The organism is Paenibacillus sp. sgz302164, from assembly GCF_056120505.1.
Map to the genome: position 1 here is coordinate 208,471 of NZ_JBVYOL010000006.1, position 24,266 is coordinate 232,736.

Annotated in this window: 26 protein-coding genes and 1 pseudogene; 7 read left to right on the top strand and 20 right to left on the bottom strand. The window is 56.1% G+C overall.

Annotated features, from left to right (window positions below):
- Positions 1 to 10: 10 nt before the first annotated feature.
- The 3 genes from spoIIM to AC0LWT_RS12100 all read right to left on the bottom strand — a co-directional run bounded on the left by spoIIM (position 11) and on the right by AC0LWT_RS12100 (position 2,455).
- Positions 11 to 649, bottom strand: a complete 639-nt coding sequence (gene spoIIM, locus AC0LWT_RS12090; protein WP_474681497.1) for a stage II sporulation protein M — start codon at positions 647 to 649, stop codon at positions 11 to 13.
- 64 nt (positions 650 to 713) lie between these two features.
- Positions 714 to 1,895, bottom strand: coding sequence for an endonuclease Q family protein (locus tag AC0LWT_RS12095; protein ID WP_474681498.1), 1,182 nt, complete (start codon positions 1,893 to 1,895; stop codon positions 714 to 716).
- A 2-nt stretch (positions 1,896 to 1,897) separates the two neighbouring features.
- On the bottom strand, positions 1,898 to 2,455 hold the full coding sequence (locus AC0LWT_RS12100) for an NUDIX hydrolase (RefSeq protein WP_474681499.1): 558 nt from the start codon (positions 2,453 to 2,455) through the stop codon (positions 1,898 to 1,900).
- A 114-nt stretch (positions 2,456 to 2,569) separates the two neighbouring features.
- Here AC0LWT_RS12100 and mciZ point away from each other — a divergent pair.
- Positions 2,570 to 2,641: pseudogene (mciZ, locus tag AC0LWT_RS12105) on the top strand (Z-ring formation inhibitor MciZ); the annotation flags it as partial.
- Positions 2,642 to 2,669: 28 nt separating this feature from the next.
- Here mciZ and AC0LWT_RS12110 read toward each other — a convergent pair.
- On the bottom strand, positions 2,670 to 3,782 hold the full coding sequence (locus AC0LWT_RS12110; protein WP_474681500.1) for a DUF3866 family protein: 1,113 nt from the start codon (positions 3,780 to 3,782) through the stop codon (positions 2,670 to 2,672).
- A gap of 136 nt (positions 3,783 to 3,918) precedes the next feature.
- On the opposite strand from AC0LWT_RS12110, the gene AC0LWT_RS12115 reads away from it, so the two are divergent.
- On the top strand, positions 3,919 to 5,985 hold the full coding sequence (locus AC0LWT_RS12115; protein WP_474681501.1) for a methyl-accepting chemotaxis protein: 2,067 nt from the start codon (positions 3,919 to 3,921) through the stop codon (positions 5,983 to 5,985).
- An 820-nt stretch (positions 5,986 to 6,805) separates the two neighbouring features.
- On the opposite strand, the gene AC0LWT_RS12120 is transcribed toward AC0LWT_RS12115, so the two are convergent.
- Complete coding sequence (locus tag AC0LWT_RS12120) at positions 6,806 to 7,936, bottom strand: M20/M25/M40 family metallo-hydrolase (RefSeq protein WP_474681502.1); 1,131 nt, start codon at positions 7,934 to 7,936, stop codon at positions 6,806 to 6,808.
- A gap of 90 nt (positions 7,937 to 8,026) precedes the next feature.
- Between AC0LWT_RS12120 and prli42 the strand changes: the two genes are divergently transcribed.
- Positions 8,027 to 8,125, top strand: coding sequence for a stressosome-associated protein Prli42 (gene prli42 / locus AC0LWT_RS12125; RefSeq protein WP_474681503.1), 99 nt, complete (start codon positions 8,027 to 8,029; stop codon positions 8,123 to 8,125).
- Positions 8,126 to 8,154: 29 nt separating this feature from the next.
- Here prli42 and AC0LWT_RS12130 read toward each other — a convergent pair whose 3' ends face one another.
- The 4 genes from AC0LWT_RS12130 to lpdA form a co-directional block, all read right to left on the bottom strand.
- Positions 8,155 to 9,546: a dihydrolipoamide acetyltransferase family protein gene (locus tag AC0LWT_RS12130; protein WP_474681504.1), complete on the bottom strand. Its 1,392-nt coding sequence runs from the start codon at positions 9,544 to 9,546 to the stop codon at positions 8,155 to 8,157.
- A gap of 201 nt (positions 9,547 to 9,747) precedes the next feature.
- Positions 9,748 to 10,728: an alpha-ketoacid dehydrogenase subunit beta gene (locus tag AC0LWT_RS12135; RefSeq protein ID WP_474681505.1), complete on the bottom strand. Its 981-nt coding sequence runs from the start codon at positions 10,726 to 10,728 to the stop codon at positions 9,748 to 9,750.
- Positions 10,729 to 10,731: 3 nt separating this feature from the next.
- Positions 10,732 to 11,742, bottom strand: coding sequence for a thiamine pyrophosphate-dependent dehydrogenase E1 component subunit alpha (locus AC0LWT_RS12140; RefSeq protein ID WP_474681506.1), 1,011 nt, complete (start codon positions 11,740 to 11,742; stop codon positions 10,732 to 10,734).
- Positions 11,743 to 11,855: 113 nt separating this feature from the next.
- The gene (lpdA, locus tag AC0LWT_RS12145) at positions 11,856 to 13,280 is read right to left on the bottom strand and encodes a dihydrolipoyl dehydrogenase (protein ID WP_474681507.1); all 1,425 of its coding nucleotides are present in this window, start codon (positions 13,278 to 13,280) and stop codon (positions 11,856 to 11,858) included.
- A 167-nt stretch (positions 13,281 to 13,447) separates the two neighbouring features.
- Between lpdA and AC0LWT_RS12150 the strand changes: the two genes are divergently transcribed.
- A complete protein-coding gene (locus AC0LWT_RS12150; protein WP_474681508.1) occupies positions 13,448 to 13,708 on the top strand; it encodes a DUF2627 domain-containing protein in 261 nt (86 codons plus the stop codon).
- 4 nt (positions 13,709 to 13,712) lie between these two features.
- On the opposite strand, the gene AC0LWT_RS12155 is transcribed toward AC0LWT_RS12150, so the two are convergent.
- The 4 genes from AC0LWT_RS12155 to steA all read right to left on the bottom strand — a co-directional run bounded on the left by AC0LWT_RS12155 (position 13,713) and on the right by steA (position 17,380).
- Positions 13,713 to 13,931, bottom strand: coding sequence for a hypothetical protein (locus AC0LWT_RS12155; RefSeq protein ID WP_474681509.1), 219 nt, complete (start codon positions 13,929 to 13,931; stop codon positions 13,713 to 13,715).
- Between the two features lie 658 nt (positions 13,932 to 14,589).
- On the bottom strand, positions 14,590 to 15,474 hold the full coding sequence (locus tag AC0LWT_RS12160) for a hypothetical protein (protein ID WP_474681510.1): 885 nt from the start codon (positions 15,472 to 15,474) through the stop codon (positions 14,590 to 14,592).
- A complete protein-coding gene (locus AC0LWT_RS12165; protein ID WP_474681511.1) occupies positions 15,447 to 16,229 on the bottom strand; it encodes a glycosyltransferase family 2 protein in 783 nt (260 codons plus the stop codon). Before AC0LWT_RS12165 ends, AC0LWT_RS12160 begins: the two co-directional genes overlap by 28 nt.
- On the bottom strand, positions 16,226 to 17,380 hold the full coding sequence (steA, locus tag AC0LWT_RS12170; RefSeq protein ID WP_474681512.1) for a putative cytokinetic ring protein SteA: 1,155 nt from the start codon (positions 17,378 to 17,380) through the stop codon (positions 16,226 to 16,228). Before steA ends, AC0LWT_RS12165 begins: the two co-directional genes overlap by 4 nt.
- 134 nt (positions 17,381 to 17,514) lie before the next feature.
- Here steA and AC0LWT_RS12175 point away from each other — a divergent pair, with 134 nt between their 5' ends.
- A complete protein-coding gene (locus AC0LWT_RS12175) occupies positions 17,515 to 17,697 on the top strand; it encodes a hypothetical protein (RefSeq protein WP_474681513.1) in 183 nt (60 codons plus the stop codon).
- A gap of 70 nt (positions 17,698 to 17,767) precedes the next feature.
- On the opposite strand, the gene AC0LWT_RS12180 is transcribed toward AC0LWT_RS12175, so the two are convergent.
- A complete protein-coding gene (locus AC0LWT_RS12180; protein WP_474681514.1) occupies positions 17,768 to 17,944 on the bottom strand; it encodes a hypothetical protein in 177 nt (58 codons plus the stop codon).
- Between the two features lie 114 nt (positions 17,945 to 18,058).
- On the opposite strand from AC0LWT_RS12180, the gene AC0LWT_RS38960 reads away from it, so the two are divergent.
- The gene (locus AC0LWT_RS38960) at positions 18,059 to 18,307 is read left to right on the top strand and encodes a hypothetical protein (protein WP_488199538.1); all 249 of its coding nucleotides are present in this window, start codon (positions 18,059 to 18,061) and stop codon (positions 18,305 to 18,307) included.
- On the opposite strand, the gene AC0LWT_RS12185 is transcribed toward AC0LWT_RS38960, so the two are convergent.
- Entirely contained in the window at positions 18,257 to 18,508 is a 252-nt protein-coding gene (locus AC0LWT_RS12185; protein ID WP_474681515.1) for a hypothetical protein, read from the bottom strand. The genes AC0LWT_RS38960 and AC0LWT_RS12185 overlap by 51 nt on opposite strands.
- Positions 18,509 to 18,611: 103 nt before the next feature.
- On the opposite strand from AC0LWT_RS12185, the gene AC0LWT_RS12190 reads away from it, so the two are divergent.
- Positions 18,612 to 18,878 (top strand): hypothetical protein, encoded by a 267-nt coding sequence (locus tag AC0LWT_RS12190; RefSeq protein ID WP_474681516.1) that lies wholly within the window; start codon positions 18,612 to 18,614, stop codon positions 18,876 to 18,878.
- Between the two features lie 105 nt (positions 18,879 to 18,983).
- Here AC0LWT_RS12190 and AC0LWT_RS12195 read toward each other — a convergent pair whose 3' ends face one another.
- Genes AC0LWT_RS12195 through cbiE form a run of 5 tightly spaced genes read right to left on the bottom strand, consistent with a single transcriptional unit; the run spans position 18,984 to position 24,259 of the window.
- Complete coding sequence (locus AC0LWT_RS12195; protein WP_474681517.1) at positions 18,984 to 20,393, bottom strand: cobyrinic acid a,c-diamide synthase CobB; 1,410 nt, start codon at positions 20,391 to 20,393, stop codon at positions 18,984 to 18,986.
- Complete coding sequence (locus tag AC0LWT_RS12200; protein WP_474681518.1) at positions 20,390 to 21,547, bottom strand: cobalt-precorrin 5A hydrolase; 1,158 nt, start codon at positions 21,545 to 21,547, stop codon at positions 20,390 to 20,392. Before AC0LWT_RS12200 ends, AC0LWT_RS12195 begins: the two co-directional genes overlap by 4 nt.
- Positions 21,544 to 22,320 (bottom strand): precorrin-4 C(11)-methyltransferase, encoded by a 777-nt coding sequence (gene cobM / locus AC0LWT_RS12205; protein WP_474681519.1) that lies wholly within the window; start codon positions 22,318 to 22,320, stop codon positions 21,544 to 21,546. Before cobM ends, AC0LWT_RS12200 begins: the two co-directional genes overlap by 4 nt.
- Entirely contained in the window at positions 22,321 to 23,031 is a 711-nt protein-coding gene (gene cobI, locus AC0LWT_RS12210) for a precorrin-2 C(20)-methyltransferase (RefSeq protein ID WP_474681520.1), read from the bottom strand.
- Positions 23,024 to 24,259: a precorrin-6y C5,15-methyltransferase (decarboxylating) subunit CbiE gene (gene cbiE, locus AC0LWT_RS12215; protein WP_474681521.1), complete on the bottom strand. Its 1,236-nt coding sequence runs from the start codon at positions 24,257 to 24,259 to the stop codon at positions 23,024 to 23,026. Before cbiE ends, cobI begins: the two co-directional genes overlap by 8 nt.
- Between the last annotated feature and the right edge of the window lie 7 nt (positions 24,260 to 24,266).

Genomic DNA, 24,266 nt, shown 5'->3' on the forward strand with positions numbered 1-24,266 from the left:
AGGAAGCAAATCAATACAACCCTTCCAGCATCGGGGTTACCCATTTCATCATGCTCTGGGACATATAACCTTCCCACAGCGCCGCGCCGATCATGAATATACCCATCAGCAGCGTAATGGACGTATACCTCATGAACGGCTGGTAGATCGTTCCTTTACGCCCGATAAACCGGTTGCGGATCATAAAAATGGAAAAAGATGAGGCGGCAACGCTGCAAAACAGGATGGCCGGAACGACGATCAGGTTTTGCGGCGCTACGGAAACGAGCGCGAACAGCATCCCTTTCCACGACATTTGCCCGACCAAATACCCGACCGTGAAACCGATCAGCACGCCTTTCAGAAAATCGAGCACCCATATAAGCGGCAGTCCGATCACAGACAAACCGAACAGCCAAATGAGCAATATCCATTTCATATGCATGCCGAATGATTGCACGAACGATTGCCTGCCGTCAATCTCGGCCCCGCCCGTCATTTCGTGAAAAAAACTGCCGAGATACCGGGACATCTCCTGCTTCTGCTCAAGCGACAGCGCGCCCACCATCACAGACCCGAATACGACGCCAATCACAAACAGCACGGAAACAAATACAAAGAGAGGCACGTTGTCTCTCAAATACTGCTTCATCGACAGGTTTCTGTTCATCCCGCTGCCCCTTCCTTCATCAAACAACCTTTACAAAGACAAGCTTATGAAGGGGAGCGGGAATCTATGAATAATTTTTGCTTACTTTGCCGTACTTGCCTCCCCCGCCCACTTCCAGCTCAAGCCGGCCTTCCCGGGCCTGGACGATGCAGGCGGCGATTTCTTCGCCGACGACGGCGGCAAGCTTGTCGCTGCTCGTCCGGTGCAGGACGTTCATTTCCGTGCCGAAAGCGTGCAGCAGTTGATCCAGCTTCTTGGGGCCGAGCCCCGGGATGAACTCCAGCGGGACCTGGTAGCGGTACGGCGGCCGGCTGGCCGGCACATACGGCTGCTCCCGGTCGGCCAAGGCGAGTATCCGGTCCATGACGCCGCGCACAATTTTGCCGCTTCCGCAGTACAGGCAGCGTTCCACAGTTGTGACGCTCTCGTCAAGAATCGATTCGCAATCGCCGCAGTAAGTGCGGTGATATTTCCCGAGCCTCGGATTTAAACCGTAGTTCGCGGCAATACCACGTCCTTCCTCCCCGCGCAAAGCTTTTACCAGTTCTTGAAAATTCGGTGCGGCGAGCTTGATCTCGTTGTACTCGCGCCCGATTTTGCCCAGGGAATGCGCGTCCGAGTTCGTCACAAACGCATACCGGTCCAGTTCCGAGAGCAGGCCCGCCATCTCCGTATCCGCGCTAAGCCCCAGCTCGACGGCCGCAATGCCGTCCAGATCAAGCAGATGCTCCATGCGGGTCGAACTGCTGCCGTACACGCTTTTGTGCGGCGTGAAAATGTGCGCGGGAATGAGAATCCCGCCCCGCCCGAGCACTTCCTCTTGCAGCGTTTTGGCCGGCACGTAGATGCGCTGGGAGCTGAGCTCCGGATTTTTCATATGCTTTTGCATAAACCGGGTGAAATCTTGCATCGTGGCCAAATCCGGCATATACGCGAGCAGATGCGCCGGGCCCATGCCCGGGTCGCGCACTTCGATTTCGCTGCCCAGCATGATGACCGATTCCTGGTAACGGATTCCGCCGCCGTCCTGCTCCAGCATGTCTCCGCGGTCCAAATACATCATGATCTCCTCTTGCACAGTCGGGGAGTGGCAGTCGATGATGCCGATCATCTGCATCCCTTTGCGCCCGGAAGCTTCGCGCGCGATATTGAAAAATGTCAGATCGCCCGCGGCGCTGATTTTGACCGCGCTCCCTTTTTCCGTACGCCCGATATGAATATGAAGATCAGCGTAATAGAAATTCATTGTTAAATGCTCCCGGTCAGCTTATACAGCTGCCAGGCGTATACGGCCATGATCGTTTTGGCATCGCTGATGCGCTGTTCGCGGATATACTGCTGAGCCTCTTCCAACGTGATCGCTTCGCACTCCAGGAACTCGTCCTCGTCCGGACGCGCTTCGCCTTTGACCAAGTTTTCCGCTACGTATAAATGAAGAATTTCGTCGGCAAACCCCGGCGATGTATAAAAGGAACTGACGTGCCGGATATGCTCGCTGCGGTACCCGGTTTCCTCTTCCAGCTCGCGCAGCGCCGCCTTGGCCGGATCTTCGCCGGCGTCGAGCTTGCCCGCGGGTATTTCCACCTGGCTTTTCTCAAGCGGCTTCCGGTACTGTTCGACGACGATCATTTTATCGTCGACAAGCGCCAGAACGGCAACCGCGCCGGGATGCTTCACGATTTCCCGCGTAGCCGTCTCCCCGTTCGGCAGCTGCACGTGGTCGACCTGCAGCGAAATGATTTTCCCGGTAAAGATAGGCTCGGTCCGCAGTGTAATTTCCTCAAACTTCTTATGTGGATTGGTCATAATTGCTTTTCCTCCTAATTGAATATCTCATCCGGCAAAAGGCTGACATAGCTTGTCCGGCCTCCGCATAAAGATTATTATATCAAATCTTTCGAAGAAGATGGGGGACTCGCGATGAAAAGCTATATCGATGACCGGCAAATCCGCCTTGTAGGCAAAGCTTGGGAAATCCGCCACTGCTTGCAGCGGATGGCGCAAACCGCCGGTAAAGACGTCAAATTGATCGACTACATAAATCGAACGCCCAATCCGCAGCCGCGCAAACGGCACAAAAAAACGCAGGATCTTCGGATAGTCCCCTTCCCATCGAAGTAATCGGAACCGGGTAGGCGCCCAGCGCCTCCGCCGCGGCTAGCAGCGTCGGACCGGCCGCCCGGACAAGCCGGTGCCTCTGCAAAGAGGCGCTGTTCCACTGCGCCTCGATCAACTGCCGCTGTTCCTCCGCCAAAGCGGGAACAGGGACGTATGCGCCGCTCGCGGCCACCTGCAAAGCCGTGAGCGTATGATGGCTCATCCCGCGGTGGCGCTCCCGCGGATCGGCAAAGCTGAGGCGCGGCATCACGACGGCCGTCCCGCCGAGGACGGCAACCGCGCTGCACAGCTCGCCGACTTCCAGCCCCGAGTGGCCGTAGCGGGTGCCTGTGCCGACGATGCCCGGCCCCATCGCGGCAATGCACAGATCCGCTCCGGCCGCGTGCCTGGCCGCTAGCAGTGCGCTGAACTTGTTGACCGCCTCCAAGTTCCCCCCATAAGCGTGACCGTACGTAACGGTCGCATCCAGCCAGCCGAGGCTCTCCAGCCTCGGCACATGCTCGCTCCACGCCAGCGGCAGCGCTGCCCCGTCGGTCATTACATAAGCGATGCGCAGCTTTCTCCGCAGCGGAGCGCATCGTTCCCGGTAGCGAATCCAGCTAACGGCGGCAGGCAGCATGCTGTGCAGATCGCCAAGCAGCACAGGCATTCCCTCCAGCGTCTTTTCCCCGTCAAACAGATCGTGAAAAGGACTTCCCGCCTCCTCCACGGACCGGACAACCCGCTGCAGTGGCGTATATCTAAGCTTGACGATATGGCCCTCAGATGACTGCGCAGCCGGATACGACGCATCGCCGAGCGGCGCCGCTACGAAATGGACCCCTCCCGTTCCCAGCCCAAGCTCGACCGCCGTTGCGTTGAGCAGCACTTCATCCCCTTCTTCCAGCAGCCGAAATACGGATGTGTCATGAACCGCCCGCTGCCTGCTCCCGTCCGCCGCCGCCACGATGACGGTTTGCATCCCGCTCCGAGCGGACAAACATTCCGCAACAACCCCTTTTTTCCAAAAAATCATGCGTTATCCCCTATTCTGTTCGAATCAAAAATAAATGAGCAATCTGGGCGATATGCGGTTCAAAGTTCAAAAGCATTCGCCGATATATATGAATGAGCAATCAAGTTGCATTTTTAAAACAGAAAGAGGAGCCAAAATGACGACATCAACAGCCAACAAACAGCGAAAGACATTTTCTCAAGTATCCCTGCGGGTGAAACTGCCCATATGGATCAGCATTTTGGTAATTCTTGTTCTTGCAGGTACGAGCATCTTTTCCTACATGTTTGCATCAAAATTGCTGCTGGCCAAAAGCAGCGGCGAGATCGATATGAACGCAGAGCGGATCGGGGAAAATCTGTATTCGATCATGAAGCTGGAGGAGCAAAGCTCCTACCTTACCTCCGTTCAGGACACATCCAAGGATCTGCTTAAGCTCAGAAACCAAAAGAAGCTGTCCGACACGGATTTCTTTTCCGCAAAAAACGACCTTCAGGCAAAAACGAACGCCATTCTCGCTCAAAGCCTTAAAGGATCTCCCGGCATGCAAACACTGTCGCTGGTTGATACTCAAGGGCTTACCGTAGCCAGCAGCAATCCGGGCAGTGTGAAAGTGGATCTTTCGGATCGGGAATATTTAAAAGAAGCTCTCCAGGGAAAATTCACCATAAGCGATGCGCTCTATTCGAAAACGCAAAATATCTTAGTAACGGTGTTCGCCCAGCCCGTAAAAGATGAGGACGGCAAAGTTCTAGGCGTATATATAGGCACAATCAACACATCTTTATTCGTCGAAAACTTAAAAAATGTTAAAATCAACCGGGACGGGAGAGTGTTCGTCGCCAGCCGTCAAGGAACGATCATCTATCATTCCGCAGTTCCGGACATGGTCGGACAAAAGCTTGATGCCGATATGTATGCGGAAGTGCTGAAACCAAATCCAACGGACGGAATGCTGCAAGGCAACATCGCCAGCAAAGATACTTATTTCCGCTACGTCAAAATTCCGAAGTCCGACTGGACGGTAGTCGTTGCCGACGAATATGCGGATATTAACAAACCTTTGGACGATCTGTTCAAAGATATCGTGATCGCGGCACTCATCGCCTTCGTCATCGCGATAGCGGCCGGCCTGCTTTTATCGAGAACCATCACATCGCCGATCGTCAAATTGACGGACTTGTTCAAAAAACTGTCCGAAGGGGACTTAACGGTACAGGCCGAGGGCAAGTTTACGAGCGAATTCGGACAACTGGCGGCTAACTTTAATGTTATGGCGGAAAAAAATAAACTGTTGATCGCCGGTATGAACAGCTCCATCGAAGTGCTGAACGAAAGCACGAACGAATTGGAACAAACGTCGAAAAATGCGTCCCAATCGATTAATGAAACATCCGTCACAACGACGGAAATCGCCACAGCCATGGAGTCTCAATCTCGGGAGACCGAACAAATCGCTTCCAAATTTTATGATCTTGGTGAAAAAATCGCGCATTTGAACAGCAGGACACAATTCATCAAGGAACGATCCGAAGCGATCATCGTGGTATTCCATGAGAACAGGGAAATTATAGAAAGCCTGATCGAAGTCAACGGCAAAAACGAGCAGGAAGTGCAAAAAATTTCTTCGAGTACGGCGCAGCTTGTGGAAAGCTCCAACCATATCCGCAATATAACCGGGGCGATCGGCAATATCGCCAAACAGACCAACCTGCTGGCGTTGAACGCTTCCATCGAGGCAGCCAGAGCGGGCGAGCACGGAAAAGGCTTTGCCGTCGTAGCCGAGGAAATCCGCAAATTGGCCGAGCAATCCTCGCAGCAATCCGGCGTTATCAACGAGATCATTCAGCAGACGCTAGAACAAGTGGATGAAAACAACCAAAGCGTGAGCGAAATCCACGCGATCGCAGTCCAAGCGAACGAATTCGTCGAAAAAACGCGGCAATCGTTCGAAACGATTATCGAGCACGTTACGGACATCATCGGGCAAATTAAATCCATGGCCGACGAAGTGGATCTGATGGAAGTCGTTAAAGACGAAGTCGTCGGATCGTCCCAAAACTTGTCCGCTTCGGGAGAACAAGTATCGGCTTCAGTGGAAGAAGTGAGCGCCACAATCCAGGAACAGTCGGCACTGATTCAAAAGCTCGCGGCTATGGTGGAAAGCATCGACAGCTTGACCAATGAGCTAGCCAACTCGGCTTCGCAATTCAAGGTGAAATAAACAAGCGGAAAGCCTGCTATGGCGTGACAGTTGAAAAAACCGCCACGCCGGGAGATCCCGCTTCTGCTTGGCAGCGAGAGGAAAGCCTGCAATAGTGCAGTGTTTTGCTCGTCGATGTGCTTTTCGTGAAACATTCCTGCAAATGTGGGAGGCTTTTTCGCGAATACATGAGTTCGGGCCCGTTTTTATCGAAAAAACCTGTACAATCCAGGCTGGCGAGGAACCCACACGCTAGAGCCGGTCCACATCTGCCGGGTTGCGCGAAGAAAACCTGCAAAAGTACAGTTTTTGCTCGATGGTTACGCCGGCTACGACAAATTCCTGCATATGTGCAGGCTTTTCGCCGCGAACAGGGGCTCAGATTCATTTTCATCGAAAATTCCTGTACTTTTGCAGGCTTTTCGCCAAAATAAGCCAATTTCAGAGGAAAAACCTGCACTATCGCAGGTTTTTCCCTCACCAAGCCGACTAGTGCCCCCGCTTTAGCTCCGCAACTCGTGCAGGAGAGACATATGTTGAGGGCGGCTGCCCCCTTTGGTTCCTCTCCCCCGTTGCTTTATCAACATTTTGACTATCTCTCAAAATGAACCGCTTGCGTCGCAAAACCTGCACTTGTGTGCTCTTGTGCAGGTTTTGCGGGTGTGCGGGCTGCTGGACGCCACAAAAACAAACCACCCTCTGCCAGCCATTCGGCTGAGCAAAGGGTGGTTTTTTATTGACGCCGAGCGGGTCCATCATGTTAGGAGTTACTTGCATATATACGCTAACGCTGCACAGCATCCGTCATTTCCCACGTCTACTGAGTTCATCGGACAGACTTTTAGCTTTTTGCCGCTTCTTTCACAAGCGCGACGAGCAGTTCCGCCGTTTTTACGAGATCGCTGACGGCGATATGCTCTTTGGTCGTATGAATTTCTTGGTAGCCGACAGCCAGGTTGACCGTCGGGATGCCCATACCGTTAAAAATGTTGGCGTCGCTGCCCCCACCGGTGTGGAACGTATGAGCTTGCAAACCGAGCGTAGACAGAGCTCTTGCAGCGAGCTGCACGACCGGCGCGTCGTCGGCATGCATATAGGATGCGTACACGATTTCTGCATTGAATTCGCAGGTCGTCCCGGCATCTGCAGCGGCCGATTCGCAAGCTTCGCGCATGGAAGCGATTTGCGCTTCCAGCTTCGGCTGCACGATGCTCCGCGCTTCCGCTTCCATCTTGACGCGGTCGCATACGACGTTCAGCGGGCCGACGCCGGAAAAGCTGCCGATGTTCGCCGTCGTCTCGCTGTCGATGCGCCCGAGCTGCATGCGCGCAACCGCTTTGCTCGCCACTTGAATGGCGCTGATTCCGTCTTCGGGATTGACGCCGGCATGCGCCGATCTGCCGTGGAAAATAATTTCGATTTCCGCGCGGCCTGGAGCGGCTGTAGCGATATCGCCGATGCTGCCGTTAGAATCCAGGGCATAGCCGAATTTTGCTTCCATCCATTTGGCGTCCATCGCCCGGGCGCCTTTGAGCCCGCTCTCTTCCCCAGCGGTAATGACGAATTGAATGCGGCCATGCGGAATATTCTGTTCCTTCAAAACGCGGATTCCTTCGAGCATCGCCGCAATTCCCGCTTTATCGTCGCTGCCCAGAATCGTCGTTCCGTCGCTGCGGATATAGCCGTCTTCGCCGATTTGCGGCTTGATGCCTTTGCCGGGCGCGACCGTGTCCATATGCGAAGTGAAGAAGATGACCGGAATTGCCGGATTCGCGTCCGTCGCCTCCAGCGTGCAGATCAGATTGCCCGAGCCGTGCCCGCTTTTGGCCGCAGAATCGTCTTCGGCTACTTGAAGGCCGAGGCTGGCGAATTTTTCTTTGAGCACCTTGCTGATTTCTTGCTCGAATCTCGTTTCGCTGTCCACCTGCACGAGCGAGATAAACTCTTGGACCAAACGTTTCTCCTGGATCATGGACTTTCCTCCGATACATGCAATGAGTTACAATAAGTAGGTACAAGCTGTAAAATCTCCCGGCGATCCGGGATAAAAGGGGTGAACCGCATGTTCCAAAACAAGCTCGTTTTCAAAATCGTCATATACGTAATGTTGATTACGATGGTGTTGTCCAGCCTTTTGCTTTCTTTCAGCTACTTCCTGTAAGCAAGTTCGGCAGGGCGGTTGTAACAAGCTTAGTATATTTTCGTTTCGGAATTATATCCCTCAAGATTTTCCTTCACCCGCTGCAGGAACCTTCCGCAAATTACGCCATCCAGAATCCTGTGATCAAGCGACAGGCACAGATTGACCATGGAACGCACGGCAATCATATCCTGGATTACGACAGGCTTCTTCACAATCGATTCGAACGTCACGATCGCCGCCTGCGGGTAGTTAATGATCGGATACGACAAAATCGAGCCGAAGGAGCCTGTATTGTTGACCGTGAACGTGCCGCCCACCATGTCGTTCAGCGCCAGTTTCCCCGCTCTTGTCTTTTTCGTCAGCTCGTCGATTTCCCGGGCCAGTCCGGCGATGTTTTTCTGATCCGCTTTTTTGATGACCGGCGTCAATACCGAATCTTCCGTTCCGACGGACAGTGAGATGTTGATGTCGCGCTTGACGATAATTTTATCGACGGCCCATACGGAGTTGATGATCGGATAATCTTTAATGGCGTTGACGACCGCTTTAAGCATAAACGCCAAATATGTCAAATTGATGCCTTCCCGGCGCATGAACTCGTCCTTCACTTTGTTCCGCAGTACGACGAGATTCGTCACGTCCACCTCGATCATCGTCCAGGCGTGCGGAATTTCCGTTACGCTCTGGCGCATCCGGGTCGCAATCGCGTTGCGGATCGGCGTAACATCGATGAAATATTCGTTGCGCGCATCCGATGTTTGGCCTTCCACCTCGATCAGCGGCGTAGGCGGATTCGCCGACAGATGAATGCCAGAGCTGCGCACCGGCATTTTGGCGGCGGTTTGCGTCAAATCTGCCGCAGCCGCAGGCGCAGCCGGAGGGACGGGCACCGCACTTGCCGCAGGCGCAGCCGCCAAAGCAGCCGGCTGCCCGGCCGGCGCAGCAGTTCCGCCGGAGGCGATGAACTGCTCCACATCCTTGCGGGTGATGCGGCCGCCGAGACCTGTGCCCGTTACCCGGGACAGATCGACGTTATTGTCCATCGCCAACCGATGGACAGCCGGCGAGAACCGGCCCCGCATGCTTTGATCGCCGCCTGCGGCCAGCGCAGCCCCGGCGGCAGGCGAAACCGCTCCGCCTTGCGCCCCGAAGCCCTGCTGCGGCTCGCTTGCGCCATCCTCAGCAGGCAGCTCCAGCAGGCAGATCGCCTCGCCGACAGCGGCGGTTTCCCCTTCGCCGACCAATATTTTAACAATTTTGCCTTCAATCGGCGAAGGCATCTCCGTATTTACTTTTTCCGTAAACAACTCGCAAATGACGTCGTATTGCTCGACATAGTCGCCGGGCTGCTTGAGCCATTTTCCAACGGTTGCGGACACAAGGCTTTCCGCCAGGTGCGGAATCGTGACCTCCGCGATCCGGCTGTTTGTACCGTTCATGTAGGTACCTCCTAATCAGGCCCCCGCACAATGCGGAAAAGCTGCAAAACTTTTCCGCATTCTCGACAGCGGCGCCCTAAATAATAACAATTTATAATTGCAAAACCGGCCGCAAACAGCCGTTCCAATCCGTACAAACCGGCAGCTCAAAACGGAACACGGCCCCATCCAACCTGCCAAGCTCCGTTATCAAGCCTTCTCTTAGAACATGGCGAGCTTGCGCATCGCGTCCTTCAGCTTATCCGGGCTGAGCAGGAAAAACTTCTCCATCGGCGGATTGTTGCCGACAGCCGGAACGTCAGGACCGCACAGCCTGGCGATCGGCGCGTCAAGCTCGAAAAGCAGCTCCTCGGCGATGATCGCCGAAACTTCGGCGCCGACGCCGCCGGTCTTGTTGTCCTCGTGCGCGATAAGCACCTTGCCAGTCTTGGACGCCGCTTCAAGAATCGCTTCCTTATCGAGCGGCTGCAGCGAGCGCAGATCCAGCACATGCGCGCTGATCCCTTCCTTCGCAAGCTCCTCGGCGGCGATCAGCGCATAATGAACGGCGATCCCGTAGGCGATTACCGTGATGTCCGTCCCTTGGCGCTTGACGTCGGCTTTGCCGATCGGCACGATGAAATCGTGCTCCGGCACGTCTGCGGAAAGCGCCAAATAGCACTTCTTGTGCTCGAAGAACAGCACAGGGTCAGGGTCGCGGATCGCCGCCTTCAGCAGCCCCTTGGCATCGTAAGGATTCGAAGGCGCTACGATTTTCAGCCCCGGCGTGCCGAAAAACACCGATTCCGGGCACTGGGAATGGTACAAGGCGCTGGCGCCGGTTGCCCCGTAAGGCGCACGGATGACGACCGGGCAGCTCCAGTCGTTGTTCGAGCGGTAGCGGATTTTGGCCGCTTCGCTGATGATTTGGTTCGTTGCCGGGAAGATGAAATCGGCAAACTGGATTTCGGCGATCGGCTTCATGCCGTACATCGCCGCTCCGATCGCCACCCCGACAATGGCGGACTCCGCCAGCGGGGTGTCGAGCACGCGATCTTCGCCGAACTGATCGCGCAGCCCTTTGGTGGTGTTCAGGACACCACCCTTGCCCACGTCTTCGCCGAGCACGAAGACGTTGTCGTCCTGATGCATTTCCTCCTGCATCGCAGAACGGATCGCTTCCAAATATGTGATCACTGCCATATGTTATACGCCATCTCCTTCCGCATAAACGTGGAGGAGCGTATCATCCGGTTTCGGAAACGGAGCCAAATCCGCATACTTCGTAGCCTCGTTAACTTCCTGCTTTTGCTTGTCCTGCAGCTCGCGGTCCTGCTCCTCGCTCCACAAACCGCATTCCATCAAATACTCTTTAAATTTAATGATGCCATCCTTTTGGCGGTTCGCTTCAACCTCTTCTTTAGTCCGGTAAAGCATGTCGTCATCCGAAGTCGAATGCGGCATCAGACGGTAAGACATCATTTCGATCAATGTCGGGCCTTCGCCGCGAAGCGCTCTTTCCCTGGCTTCCTTCATGACCCGGTACATTTCCAGCGCATCGCTTCCGTCAACCTGGTAGCCCGGGAATCCGTACCCGATCGCCCTGTCCGCGATTTTGCCGGATACCTGCTTGTGAAGCGGTACGGAAATCGCATACTGATTGTTTTCACATACAAAAATAACCGGAAGCTTGTGAACGCCCGCAAAATTGCAGCCTTCATGGAAATCCCCCTGGTTGCTGGAGCCTTCCCCGAAGGATACGAACGTGACAAAATCCTGCTTTTTCATCTTGGCTGCCAGCGCGATGCCTACAGCATGCGGCACTTGCGTCGTAACCGGAGACGAGCCCGTCACGATATTGTTTTTCTTGTCGCCGAAATGTCCGGGCATCTGCCGTCCCCCGCTGCTCACGTCTTCCGCTTTGCAAAACAGCGACAGCATCAGATCTTTAAGCGTCATGCCGATCGCCAGCACGAAAGCAAAATCCCGGTAATAAGGCAGAAAATAATCTTTATTCGCCTGCAGCGCAAAAGCCATCCCCACTTGTCCTGCATACTGCCCGCTTCCGCCGATATGGAACGGAACTTTACCGGCGCGCTGCAGCATAAGGCCGCGTTCATCGTACTTATTGGTGAGCGACATGATCGTATACATCCGAACGGCATCTTCGTCCGAAAGCCCCAAACTTCTATGCTTATAAAGCTGACCGATTGACATGGAGGTTGCCTCCTTAAAATAAACATATTTATTACCTGGTCCTAAGACTTGACTCTATAAGCTTATTATAAACGCATTTGCTTCCGATTACAATTTCTAATCCGCAAAATGAGTTATCCGTTTATCGCCACGCCGTCAACCGCCAGCATCGCTTCCCCAAGCGCTTCCGACAACGTCGGGTGCGGGTGAATCGTTTGGCCGACTTCCCACGGTGTCGCATTGAGCACCTGCGCCAAAGCCGCTTCCGTTATGCTGTTCGTAACCTGCGGACCGATCATATGCACGCCGAGAATGTCGTTCGAATCGGCATCGGCCACAACTTTGACGAAGCCGTCCGCCGCCCCGTATACAAGCGCCTTGCCGACCGCCTTGAAGCTGAACTTGCCCGTCTTAATGCGATGCCCGCGCTCCACAGCCTGCACTTCCGTCCAGCCGACGCTGGCAATCTCCGGTCTTGTATACGTGCACTTCGGCACCAAATGCGCCGCCAATTCGTGCGGCGTTCGACCGGCGATATGTTCGGCCGCCAATATGCCTTCATGACCGGCCGCATGCGCCAGCATCAAGCCGCCTGCAACGTCGCCCACTGCGTAAATATGCGATTCCGTCGTTTGCATAAAGCGGTTGACGCTGATGAAGCCCCGCTCGATTTTAATATCCGTATTTTCCAGCCCGATGCCTTCCGTGTTGGCGATGCGTCCGACCGATACGAGCACTTTGTCCGCTGTAAGCGGGATAGTTTCGCCCTGCAGGTCGGCCTGCAGCGTCACTTTGCCGTCAGCGATCGTGACGGTCTCGGGCAGCACTTTTGCGCCCGTAACAATGCGAATGCCGCGCTTTTTAAACAAACGCTCCAGCTCTTTGGAAATATCCGCATCCTCCTGGCTGACCAAATGCTTGTCCAACTCGACAATCGTCACACTGACGCCAAAATCGCTCAGCATCGACGCCCATTCGACCCCGATCACGCCGCCGCCGACAATGATAATCGACTCCGGCAGCCGGTCCAAACGCAAAGCCTCTTCGCTGGACAAAATATACTGCCCGTCGACCGTAAGACCCGGCAAATCGCGTGGTCTGGAGCCGGTCGCGACAATCAGATTTTGCGAGAGCAGCATCTCGATTTCGCCATCCTCCCGCTCGACGGAAACCGCCCCGCTGCGCGGCGAAAAGATCGAAGGGCCGATGATGCGGCCGTTGCCGTGATGGACCGTAATTTTATTTTTTTTCATCAAAAATTGCAAACCCTGGTGCATCTGATCCACAATCTTCTGCTTGCGTTCTTGCACCCGGCCAAAATTCAGCTCTACGGACGCCGCCGCGATTCCGTATTCTTCGCTGTGCCGCATCGCCTGAAATACCTCCGCGCTGCGCAGCAAAGCTTTGCTCGGGATGCAGCCCTGATGCAGGCAGGTGCCGCCCATCTTGTCCCGCTCGACGACCGCGACCGTTTTGCCGAGCTGTGCCGCCCGAATCGCCGCCGTATATCCTCCAATGCCCCCGCCAAGCACGACGACATCATATCTATATTCGCTCATTTCGATTCCTCCTCGCTCGCAAGAGCATGATCCAATTCCTGGTAACGGTTGTACGCTTATCTCTACTATATTACTCTTTTTTCGTATGAGAATCATAGTCTAATTTGTGAATTAGACAGGGAAACCGATTCGGAGTATGATGATAGAAAACAACGTAAGGAGCCTTTATGAAAGCGCCATTTTATCGATTTATCGCGATTCTTTTGCTCGTGATTCCCGGCCTTGCCGCGACCTATGGCTTTCTCGCCATGAAGGACGCTTTTTTTGCGCAATTCAACAGCGACGACGGACATATGCTGTGGGGCAAATTTGCGCTCGGACTGATTCTTTTTCTGCTCGGCGTCGCTTTCATCGGCGGATGGACCTTTTTCCGCGACCGCAAACGCAACTACGTCGCTCCGAGATTTAAAGCCAAACGGCAAAAATAAACCCCTACATGCCCCCGGGAATTTGGCCTCCGGGGCCGCGGAGCGGACGGCACTCGCAATCTCCGCGGCCAGGCCGATCGAATAAAAAGATCGCTTCTCCCCGCTTGCTTCCCGGCAAGCTGGAGCGCGATCTTTTTTTGATGCGGACATCGCTGCTTCTTCCATCGGGGCGGCCGGTCGCCCCCTTCATAGCAATCGGTCCAACCGAGGCGGGAGCTCGCATTGCGGCAGTCTCCTTATCGGAAAGCATGTAGACGTAGCAGCCATTCGCACATTAGGCGGTCCGGCCGAAAACTATTTCAGCGTCATGGACGCGGGTATACTCGATTACAACGATGCCATACATCGTTACAGCGGCGCATAAGGGCTCATGGAATGCGTGACGCCGCCGTCCGAAAACGGCGCAACTGCGCGGGATACAGTTCGCAGGCCCACGAAGTTCCGAAAGAACTCATGACGCCATGGACGTCGCCACATATAAAGCTCAGGCAGTCCGTCAGAGCGTGCACATTTACTTGGCAGCGCTGCGCACACAGGGATATCCTGGTATATGTGCTGCCCATAAACCCACGCGCCAGGCCCGGTCGCCCAATCTACCTGCTTCGCGAAGAAAACCTGCAATGATACATCTTTTTCTCGGTTGATAGGCTGGTCAAGAAATATTCCTGCAATTGTGCAGGCTTTTCACCGCGAACATGGGCTCAGACTCATTTTCAGCGAAAATTCCTGCACTTTCGCAGGCTTTTCGCCAAAATGAACCATTTCTACGAAAAAAACTGCACTTTCGCAGGTTTTTTCCCTGCCAAGCCTCCTTGTCCCCCCACTTCAGCTCCACAACCCATCCAGGAAAGGGCGGATGGACTCAGGGCACTAGTGCTGCTCTATGTCCGGCCCCAGCGGTCAATCCAGTTCAGTATGCGGTTCCGCTCGATCAGCAGCGTCAGCGAGCTCGTCTCGGCCAGCAGATGAACGTAAGCCAGGACGGCGATCAGCCCGATTTGCCCGACCGGCGGGCACGTCATGACGACGCCGTATCCCAGCGTAAAGCCGAGTAAGTTCGCCCCCGCGTCCCCCAGCATGCCCTTCCCCTGTACATCCTGATAAAAAAGCAGCAGACCTCCGGCGGCAGCGGGAAGCAGCGGCAGCAGACCGGCCGAAGGGCCGACAATCAGGAGCAGAAAGAGACAGCCCGGCAAAAAGGCTTTCAATGCTCTTCCGGGACGAACGTCCAGCAAATTGAGCGTGTTTGTCAGCAGCAGCAACAGCAGCAACCGAATCCCCATTTGCCAGATGGGAATTCGGGCGTCCCCGGCAGTCGCAAGCAGCAGCCATGCGCCCGCGCCAAAAACGGCGGCCGCCTTCACGGCCCCCATGCTGAAGGTTCGCGTCTGCCGCCAATACCGGTAGTGACCGCGAAGCCCTTTTACCGTTTTGCTGCCGATAAGGTCATCCGTCCAACCGGCGAGAAAGACGACCGTGGCGGCCAGCACGAACGCGCGAAAATCCGCCTCCCGCAGCGCAAGCGCGGCAACATGTCCGCCTTCGACCGCCAGCCCGGCGGCCGCAAGCTGCAATCGCGCCTGCAGCATCCCTTCCTGCAGCCAGATGAGCAGCCAAAGCACTACCCCCAGCCCGCACGGAACCGGGCGGCCCAAATAGTTCGCTTCCAGGCGGCCATGCGCCTCCAGGAAGCGGCGAACGTGCGGCAGCAGCCACAGCCCTGCCGCAAAAAGCCCGATCAGATCGAGGATCGATCCGATGTCCATGCCGGCTTCCTCTCCTTCCAGCGAGTCAGCAGCGCGCGCCCCACCGCGGCAAACTGCCTGCCGCGGTGAAGGAACCCGTGCCAATCCCGCCCCGTCTCGCGGTGCGTGAATGGCACGTCGATCTCCGCGATGCGCAGGCCGCGCCGCGCCGCATCGATCGTCATCGCGACTTCGACACCGAAGCCGCGGGCCAGCGCCCCCAGTTCCCGCAAACGGTCGGCGCGAATCGCGCGCTGTCCGGACAAGGGAGCTGCCGTTCTGTAGCCGCTGAGGCGGTAGATGCCCTCGCGCGCCAGCCCCTTCGCCAGCCCGAAACCGGCGCTTTGCCCCGGCCTTGGCAGCCTGGCGATGACCAGATCCGCCCCGGCCGACCGGATCGGCTCCAGCAGCAGCGGCGCATGGGCGATGGACGACCGGAGATCGGCGTCCAGGAACAAAAAAATGTCGCCTCTCGCCCGGGCAATACCCGAGGCCAGAGCGGCGCCTTTGCCCATGCGCCTGGCATGCTTCACCAGCCGATCGGCCCACGGCCACGCTTCCTCGTAAGTCCGGTCTGTGCTGCCGTCGTCCACGACGATGATTTCATACGTTTTGCGGAAACCCCCGTCCCGTAACGGCTTGTCGTCGTGCCTTTCGTCCGGTACCAGCTGTTTGACATGGAGCTCCCATGCAATGTTCAGCACATGGAGGAGCGTTTCCGAGATCGCGCTTTCCTCGTTCCAGGCCGGGATGATGATCGACAAACCCGGTTTCATTCGTTCCCCCCCAGTTTCCATACGGCGTGCGCGAGCCGCCTGGTGATCCAGTGCAGCTGCAGCAAGCTCAGCGCAACGAAGCTCAGCGACAGCAGTATCGAAATAAGCGCATCCTGGAGCCGGGACGAAGCTTGCCGGTACCGGATGCCGAGCCCCCTAATATCGATCAGCCTGTCCCCGATTTTCATCCGGACGAGCAGCGTGCTGCCCATGCCTTGTCTGCCTTTTTCCAAAAAATCGGCCATATGGGCGTGAGCGCCGGCAGTTACAATCCACTCGCCCCGCTGAGCGTATGCTAGCAGCAGCGCCGCATCCTCGCTCGTGCCGATGCAGGGAAACACATGCGCTTTGAGTCCCAGCGCTTCCACCCGCCGGAGGCCCGGCGCTTCTCCGTCCCGGTAGGCGTGGACGACCAGCTCGGCTCCGCAGCATAACGCCCGGTCGGATACGCTGTCCATATCGCCTACGATAAGATGCGGCTTGTAGCCGCACTCCAGCAAGGTGTCCGCCCCGCCGTCCACTCCGATCAAAACCGGCTTTTCCTGGCGGATATAGGCTCCGGCCGCCTCAAGCTCCTGTTTGTTCCCCTTCCGGCGGGCTACGACAAGCACATGCCTGCCCTCTATTTCAGTTCGCAGCGGGAGCGGAGCCACCGGCTCGGCCGCCGCGCTTTTTTCCTGCATGGCAAACACCAGCGTATTTTCGATAAAACGGTCTGTTAGCTCCGCGGCCTTGCTCTGTGCTAGCTGATGCTTGTGCAGCCATTCCTCTTTTGTAAAAGCCCGGCACGGGATCGTACAGCCCGCCGTTTCCGCGGCGTCTGCAAAAATGCTGATTTCCGCATGCTGAACGAACTTTTCAAAATCGCCCGGCTCCGCCTCCCAGAGCGGAATGCCCTGGCGCAGCAGCAGCAGCGGGCCGTGCGTCGGAAACTCGCCGCTCATCGTCGCCTGGCAGTTAATCACCGCCTTGACCTTGCGGTCAATCAGCTCCTGAGCCGCCATTTCATCCAGATCGCGGTGGCGGATCACCGCAATTCGCCCGGGCGGCAGTTCCCGCAGCAGCATTTTCGTGATGGCGCCGACACTCGCCCTTCCTTTGCACACAGGCTGCGGCTTGCCGGAAAACAACGACAGAGACGGCCAATTCATAGCAGAACACCGACTTTCTTTTGCCTCTGTATTCATGGCCTTATTTTGCCCTTCAGCGAATTATTCTATGTATAATTTGCCTTTTTAATGGAAAGTATTGGGACTAATAACTTTAAGAGAAGGGGACCCATTCGATGGAGCTAAACATGAGTGCAGACGAAGTTCTGAGTCAAATTGTGCAGCTTCACAGCAGCGGAGAATCGTTAGCCAAAAAAAATGTGAAGAAGCAGCATCCTGACTTGATGAAAAACGCTTTGTATTATTATCCGAGCTGGGAACACGCGCTTCAAAAGACCGGCGTCAGCACCGCGCATTAGCAATAGGCCCATAATGCACAAAGCTCCGGACAGGATTGTTCGTTCCCGTTCGGAGCTTTTTTGTGCCGCTTTACTCCAGCACTTCCCATTCGACTTGCAGCATGCGGTCGAGCCATGAGCGGATATTGATCTCAATCACGCTCTCGATTTCTTCGTCCGTCAATTCGCCCAGCTTGTGCTCGGCAATTTCCAGAACTTCCTGCTTGACCGCACGGCCCTCCACGGATAATTGCACTTGAATGCGCATGAGCCTCACCTTTCTTGAAAACAGCCGCATAAGTATAATGAAACTTTCCTTTGCCGCCGCCCGTATGGTTTATGTATAATCAAAATAACTTCAGTTCGAAAAGAGGAGATTCGCATGTCCGCATCATCAGCCAAAAAGAAACGCAGCAAACTATGCCGCGCAGGAAAATCCGATCCAACCGCCAACCGTCTGGATTGGAACGGTGTACGTCCCGTTACCAGAGCGACGCCGACTTTGCAGGAAACGCTAATTCGTCACAACCGCAAACACAAAACGGGGAATTGGAACCAATCACATGGGGACGATTCCTTTTTACATTTCACCCGTTATCGCAATCTCTTGCTCCGTCATATAGCGCTTTAACTGCTCCCGCTCCTCCGGCTTGAACGCATACTTGCAATCAAAACCGTTAAAGTACAGCTTCCAGCTGCCGACCCGCCCGTCCCCGCCGACTTCAAGCTCCGCCACATACAGCGAATCCGGCTCGTCTTCGAATTGCAGTCCGATATGAACCAGCAGGCTGCCGCCGTCGGCCGGCTCCTTCTCCAGATAGTCGATAATCACTCGTCCGCGCCTCCTATTGAATAAAATGACGTTTATTAATATAATATACTAATGCACCCTTCCTAACAAAGATGAGGTCATGCTAGTTTGAGGAGGAATTCATGTGGCTTATGATCCGCAGGTTGTAGATGCCAAAATTGTTAGTGACAACAAAAAAAACGGTCTTTTCGAAGTCGTTGCCGTACTTAAGGACCGGAACCAATGCCGCCTTATCTTCGAAAGAGATCCCGAAACAGGGATCGGTAAAGTAACGAATTTGAATAGATTGATGAAAGAGCCCTGCCCGATTTGCCGCAAGGACTACTTGTGCAACTGCCTTGACCGCTATAAGCAAAGTATCGCAGATCAATCCATGCATTACATAAAATAATTGTTTTTCATGGGCAAAAAAGAACCTGACCATCGATGATGGACGGGTTCTTTTTTTGTTCACCGCTGCGATATCGTTAACGCGCTGCCGGATCGGGACGATGGCTCATCGCTCGGAGCCGCCGTTCGAATCGGCAAGCCGGTTTTGCCGGTAAGCCGCGCACGCAGCCAGCCAGCGCTCCGCGAGAACCGGGTTCGAGCCAAAATGAAGATGCGTGTAGCCCGCCACCACATTCGGCGCCGTGAACCCTTCCGCTTTCGTGCCGAAGCGGCCCTTGGACTGAAATGCGGGCGCGTATTCCGCCCCTTCATCCGGCTGAAACGTCGAGTAGTGGAACTCGTGGCCGCGCGCTTGTTCCCCCGGTCCGAGGAGGAAGTTGCCTTCCGTGCCCTCGACTTCCCGGTAGCCCAGCGCCGCCAGCTTCCGCTGCATGACGACCTGGCCGGGCACGATGCCGGCCATCGGGTAAGCATTGCCCGCCGTATCCGCCAGCTGCCCGGTGAGATACATGTAGCCGCCGCATTCGGCCAGCGTCGGAATGCCCCCGGCGATCCGCTGCCGGATCGACTGTTTCACGGCGTCGTTCGCCGCAAGCCGGGCGGCAAACTCCTCGGGAAACCCGCCGCCGATATAAAGTCCGTCCGCATCCGCCGGAACCTCTTCGCCCGCAAGCGGGGAAAAGTAGACGCACTCCGCGCCGCCCGCTTCCAGCAGTTCGATATTTTCAGGGTAATAAAAGTGAAAAGCCGAATCTTTGGCGATTGCGATTTTGACCTGCTTGTCCGAAACTGGTCCGGCAAACAAGTAAGGGACGCTTTCCAGCGGCTCGCATACCGACAGTTCAAGCAGCTTGTCCAAATCGATATGTTCCGCCGCAAGCCCGGCCAAACGATCGAAAAAAGCGCCGAGCTCCCCTCTTTCAATCGAAGGAACGAGACCGAGATGCCTTTCCGGCAGCGTAACGTCCGTGTTCCTGGGCAGCCAGCCGATTACCGGAATGCCGCATTCCTGCTCGACCACTTCCTTGACCAGCTTGTAATGGCCGACGCTGCCCGCATTGTTGGCGATAATCCCGGCGATTTTGCCGGCTTGATCGAAATGCTGGAAACCTTTTACAATCGCCGCAGCGCTTCGCGCCATACTCGCTATGTTCACGACCAGCACGACCGGCGCGTCGATGATCCGGCTTATGTCCGCGGTGCTGCCTTCGTCAGACAGCGGATTTTTGCCGTCGTACATCCCCATCACGCCTTCGACGACCGAAATGTCCGCGCCGGCGCTGCCGCGCCCGAATATTTCCCGGACCGCTTCGCGTCCGACCATCCAGCTGTCCAAATTGCGCGAAAGCCTGCCCGTAACCGCCGTGTGATAAGTCGGATCGATATAGTCGGGGCCGCATTTGAAGCCCTGCACGGTGCAGCCTTTCTTTTGCAGAGCGGCCATGATGGCTATGGTCAATGTCGTTTTCCCGACTCCGCTGCCTGTTCCTGCAATCACGATTCTCCGCTGCATCATGCGCCTCCTGCCGATGCCTGCGCCGGAGCAGGAAACTTGAGCAAACCGACCGAAATCGTCACATTCCCCGACTTTTTCTTCACCACGGGAAGCTCATCCGTGCCGGCGTACAGCTTGACGGCCGGTTCGCTCACGCCGTAAGCTCCGGTGAACCGGAAGACGGTTTCCGACGGGGCCTCGATGTTCACCCGATTCAATTCCTCCGCCGGATAGCAGACGAATTCCCAGCCGAATTTGCGGGTCACTTCCAAAAGGCCCTCTTCGTCCTGCTTCAGATCGATCGAGCATATCGCTTTTACGCTGCGCATGGAGAAGCATAGCTCGTCCAGCGTTTCGCGAACGACCGCCTCGATCTCCTCCGCCGAAGTGCCGCGATTGCACCCGATCCCGAGCGCAACGACTTTCGGACGGTACAGCACGCCATTGCTCAAAATGTGCTCCTCTTCCGGCTTCAGCAGTCTGTGCGTGATGAGCAGCACGGCCTGGGGCTCGCTCGCCCCGGCGCCCTCAATCGTGTCGAACACCCGGATGTTCGGCGGCACCGGACGATCGTGCGTCCACCAATTCGGCTCGCCCGACTCCTGAATGACGGCGATCCGCTCCTCGTTGACGACCGAGGCGCTGACCGGCGTCAGCTTGTCGGCCGACTCCCACTGCCAGCCGAACCTGCGGCCGAACAGATCGACGGGGATCGTCTTTTGCACATCGGAAGCCGTCGTAATGACGGGCCGCGCGCCCAGAGCGGCGGCCACTTCGAGCGTCAGCTCGTTGGCTCCGCCCAAATGGCCGGACAGCACGCTGATGACGTGCTCGGCTTTATCGTCGATCACGACGACGCCGGGATCTTTCTTTTTATCCTGCAGCAGCGGTGCGATCATCCGTACGACCGCGCCGAGCGAAATGATGATGATCAGCCCCTGATAAGCGGGAAATAATGCGGGAAACAGCAGGCGGACGCTGCCGTCGAACAGCTGAATCCCCCGCTGCTCTTCATCGCCGCGGGCAAATTTGCCCATGTAATAAATGTCCGTGCCGCTCATGCGCTCATGCAGCCTTCTGGCGGTTTCCACGCCGTGCTTCGTAATCGCCACAATCGCGTAATCGCCCTGCTGTCGGATCGCCGGCACGACGCCTTCCTCAAGCGCGATGGTCATTCTTTCACCCCTCTGCGGAACCGGTGCGTGAACGATTTGTCGTACAGCTTGGAGCGGTACTCGTCTTTGCCGTGAATGTCCGGGTCCAGCGCCCAGCCGGCCAAAATCATCGCATGCGCACGGATGCCGTGCTCGCGCATATCCGCCTCCAATCGGCCGACAGTCGTACGGACGATCAGTTGGTCGGGCCAGGTCGCGCGCTGCACGACCGCGACAGGCGTTTCTTCGCTCCAGCCCGCTTCAAGCAGCTCGCTTACGACCTTTTTCGTCAGCGTCGCGCTGAGGAACAAGGCAATCGTGCAGTGGTGAGCCGCCAGGTCGCGCAGCTTTTCCAGCTCCGGCACCGGTGTGCGCCCTTCGGCGCGGGTCAGGATGACGGTCTGCGTCAAGTCAGGAATCGTCAACTCCGCGCCGATCGCCGCCGCCGACGCGAACACCGAGCTGACGCCCGGCACGATTTCGCAGCCGATCCCCTCTTTGCGCAAAAGCGCGATCTGCTCCATCGTCGCTCCGAACATCGCCGGATCGCCGGTATGTACGCGCACGACTAATTTGCCGTCCTTGACGCGGTCGACCATCAGCTGCACCATCTCGCCAAGCTCCATGCCCGAGCTTTTGACCACTTCCGCTCCCGGCTTCGCTTTGGCGATCAACTCGTCATTCACCAGCGAGTCCGTGTACATGACGACATCGGCTGCCTGCAGCAGCTTGAGCCCTTTGACCGTAATCAGATCCGGATCGCCGGGTCCTGCACCAACGATATATACGTTCATCTATTTTCTCACCACCATCAGCGTTAAATATTCCAGTTCCCGCCCCTGCAGCTCCTCCACGTTGCGCCAAATCATTTCTTCGGAAGAAGTGACTTTCGTCACGACGGAAGCTTTGTGCACCAGGCCGAGATCGCGCAAAACAGCCAGCATCAGGTCGATCACCTTGGCGACTTTAATAAACACGATGCAGTCGTGATCTTCAATCGCCCGGCGCATTTTGTCGTAGTCCTCCACAGCCGGCACGATGGCGATTTGCTCATCACCGTCGGCCAGCGGAAAGCCGAGTCTGGATGCGGATGCGTTCACGGACGAAATGCCGGGAATCGAAATCGCCTGCACCTCGGGATGCCGCTCCTTCATCAGCCTCATGAGATGGATGTACGTGCTGTAGATCATCGGATCGCCTTCGGTCACGAAAGCGACATCTTTTCCTTGCGCGAGAAAGCTCCATACGCTTTCCACCGTTTTGGTCCACTGCGCTTCCAGCGCGTCGCGGTCCCGGGTCATCGGGAACGTCAGTCCGAGCATTTCTTTTTGCTCCGTATTGACGTACAGCTCCGTAATCGCCAGCGCATAGCTTTTCGCACCGCGCATTTTCCGCGGGTAGGCGATCACCGGGCACTCCTTCAGGAGCCGGAACGCTTTAACCGTAATCAATTCCGGGTCCCCGGGTCCGACGCCCAGCCCGTATAAAGTTCCAACCTTACTCACCGCTGCTTTCCTCCCCTTCCGAAACTGCGCGCCGCTTGGCCGTAATGATATAGACCGGGTTCAGCGCTTCAAAACGTTTCATGTTCAAAATCGGCTTGCTCCTCGACACCTGCGCGAGCGTAACCGCAGTAACGAAGCCAAGCTTCGCGAACGTCTTGTCCGCCTCGTACAGCGTCTCCATCGTCGCCGCGTTGAGGACGATCGTACCGCCTTCTTTCAGACGGGCCGCGCAAATGCTGAGCAGCTCCTCCATCTCGCCGCCGCTGCCGCCGATAAAGACAGCATCCGGGTCGGCAAAAGCTTCCAGCCCTTGCGGCGCCCGCCCCTGCACAGCCGTCAGATCGACGCGGAACTTGCGGCTGTTGTCCAGGCAGTTTTGCAAATCGTCGGGATTTTTCTCGATGGCGTACACTTCGCCGTTTCTCGCTATTTTGGCGGCTTCAATCGCTACCGATCCCGTGCACGTGCCGATATCCCATACGACGCTGTCGTGCTTCAAGCCCATCTGGCTCAAGCTCAGCACGCGGACTTCTTTTTTCGTAATCAGCCCTTTATCCGGCTTGCGCTGGGCGAACTGCTCGTCTTCGATGCCAAGCGTCCACTCGGGGCCGGCGGATTGACGCTTCAAAATAACAACATTGAGCGGGGAAAACGATGCCGCTTGCATCTGCTCCAATTCGTACCATCCGGTGCGTTCGTTCTCGCCGTCCAAATTTTCCGCAACGAAAGCCCGGTACTCCGTCATGCCAAAAGACAGCAAATAAGCCGCCAGCTCCCCAGGCGTATTCGTGTCGTCCGTAAGCAGCGCCACTTTGTCCTTGCCGTCGATGCGCTGCGCCAAACCTTTCATGCTGCGTCCGTGCACGCTCGTGACGAAAGCGTCCTGCCAACTTTCACCCATACGGGCAAAAGCGAGCTGAATCGAACTGACGTTCGGGTAAATATTTACGCCGTCCAGTTTTTTCGCCGCATAGCCGCCGATCCCGTAAAAAAGCGGGTCGCCGGAAGCGAGAATGACCGTGCTTCTGCTCTCGTTTTGAAGCTGCGCCATAAGGCTCTGCAAGCTTCCCTTAATTACGATCTTTTCTCCCCGAAAATCGGGAAAAAACGCCAGCTGCCGCTCGCCGCCCACGAGCACTTCGCACTCTTCGATCCATTTGATATACAAAGGGAGCAGGCTTGCCTTTCCGTTATCGCCGATCCCGATCATTTTGATGGTGCTGCTCATCCGTTTC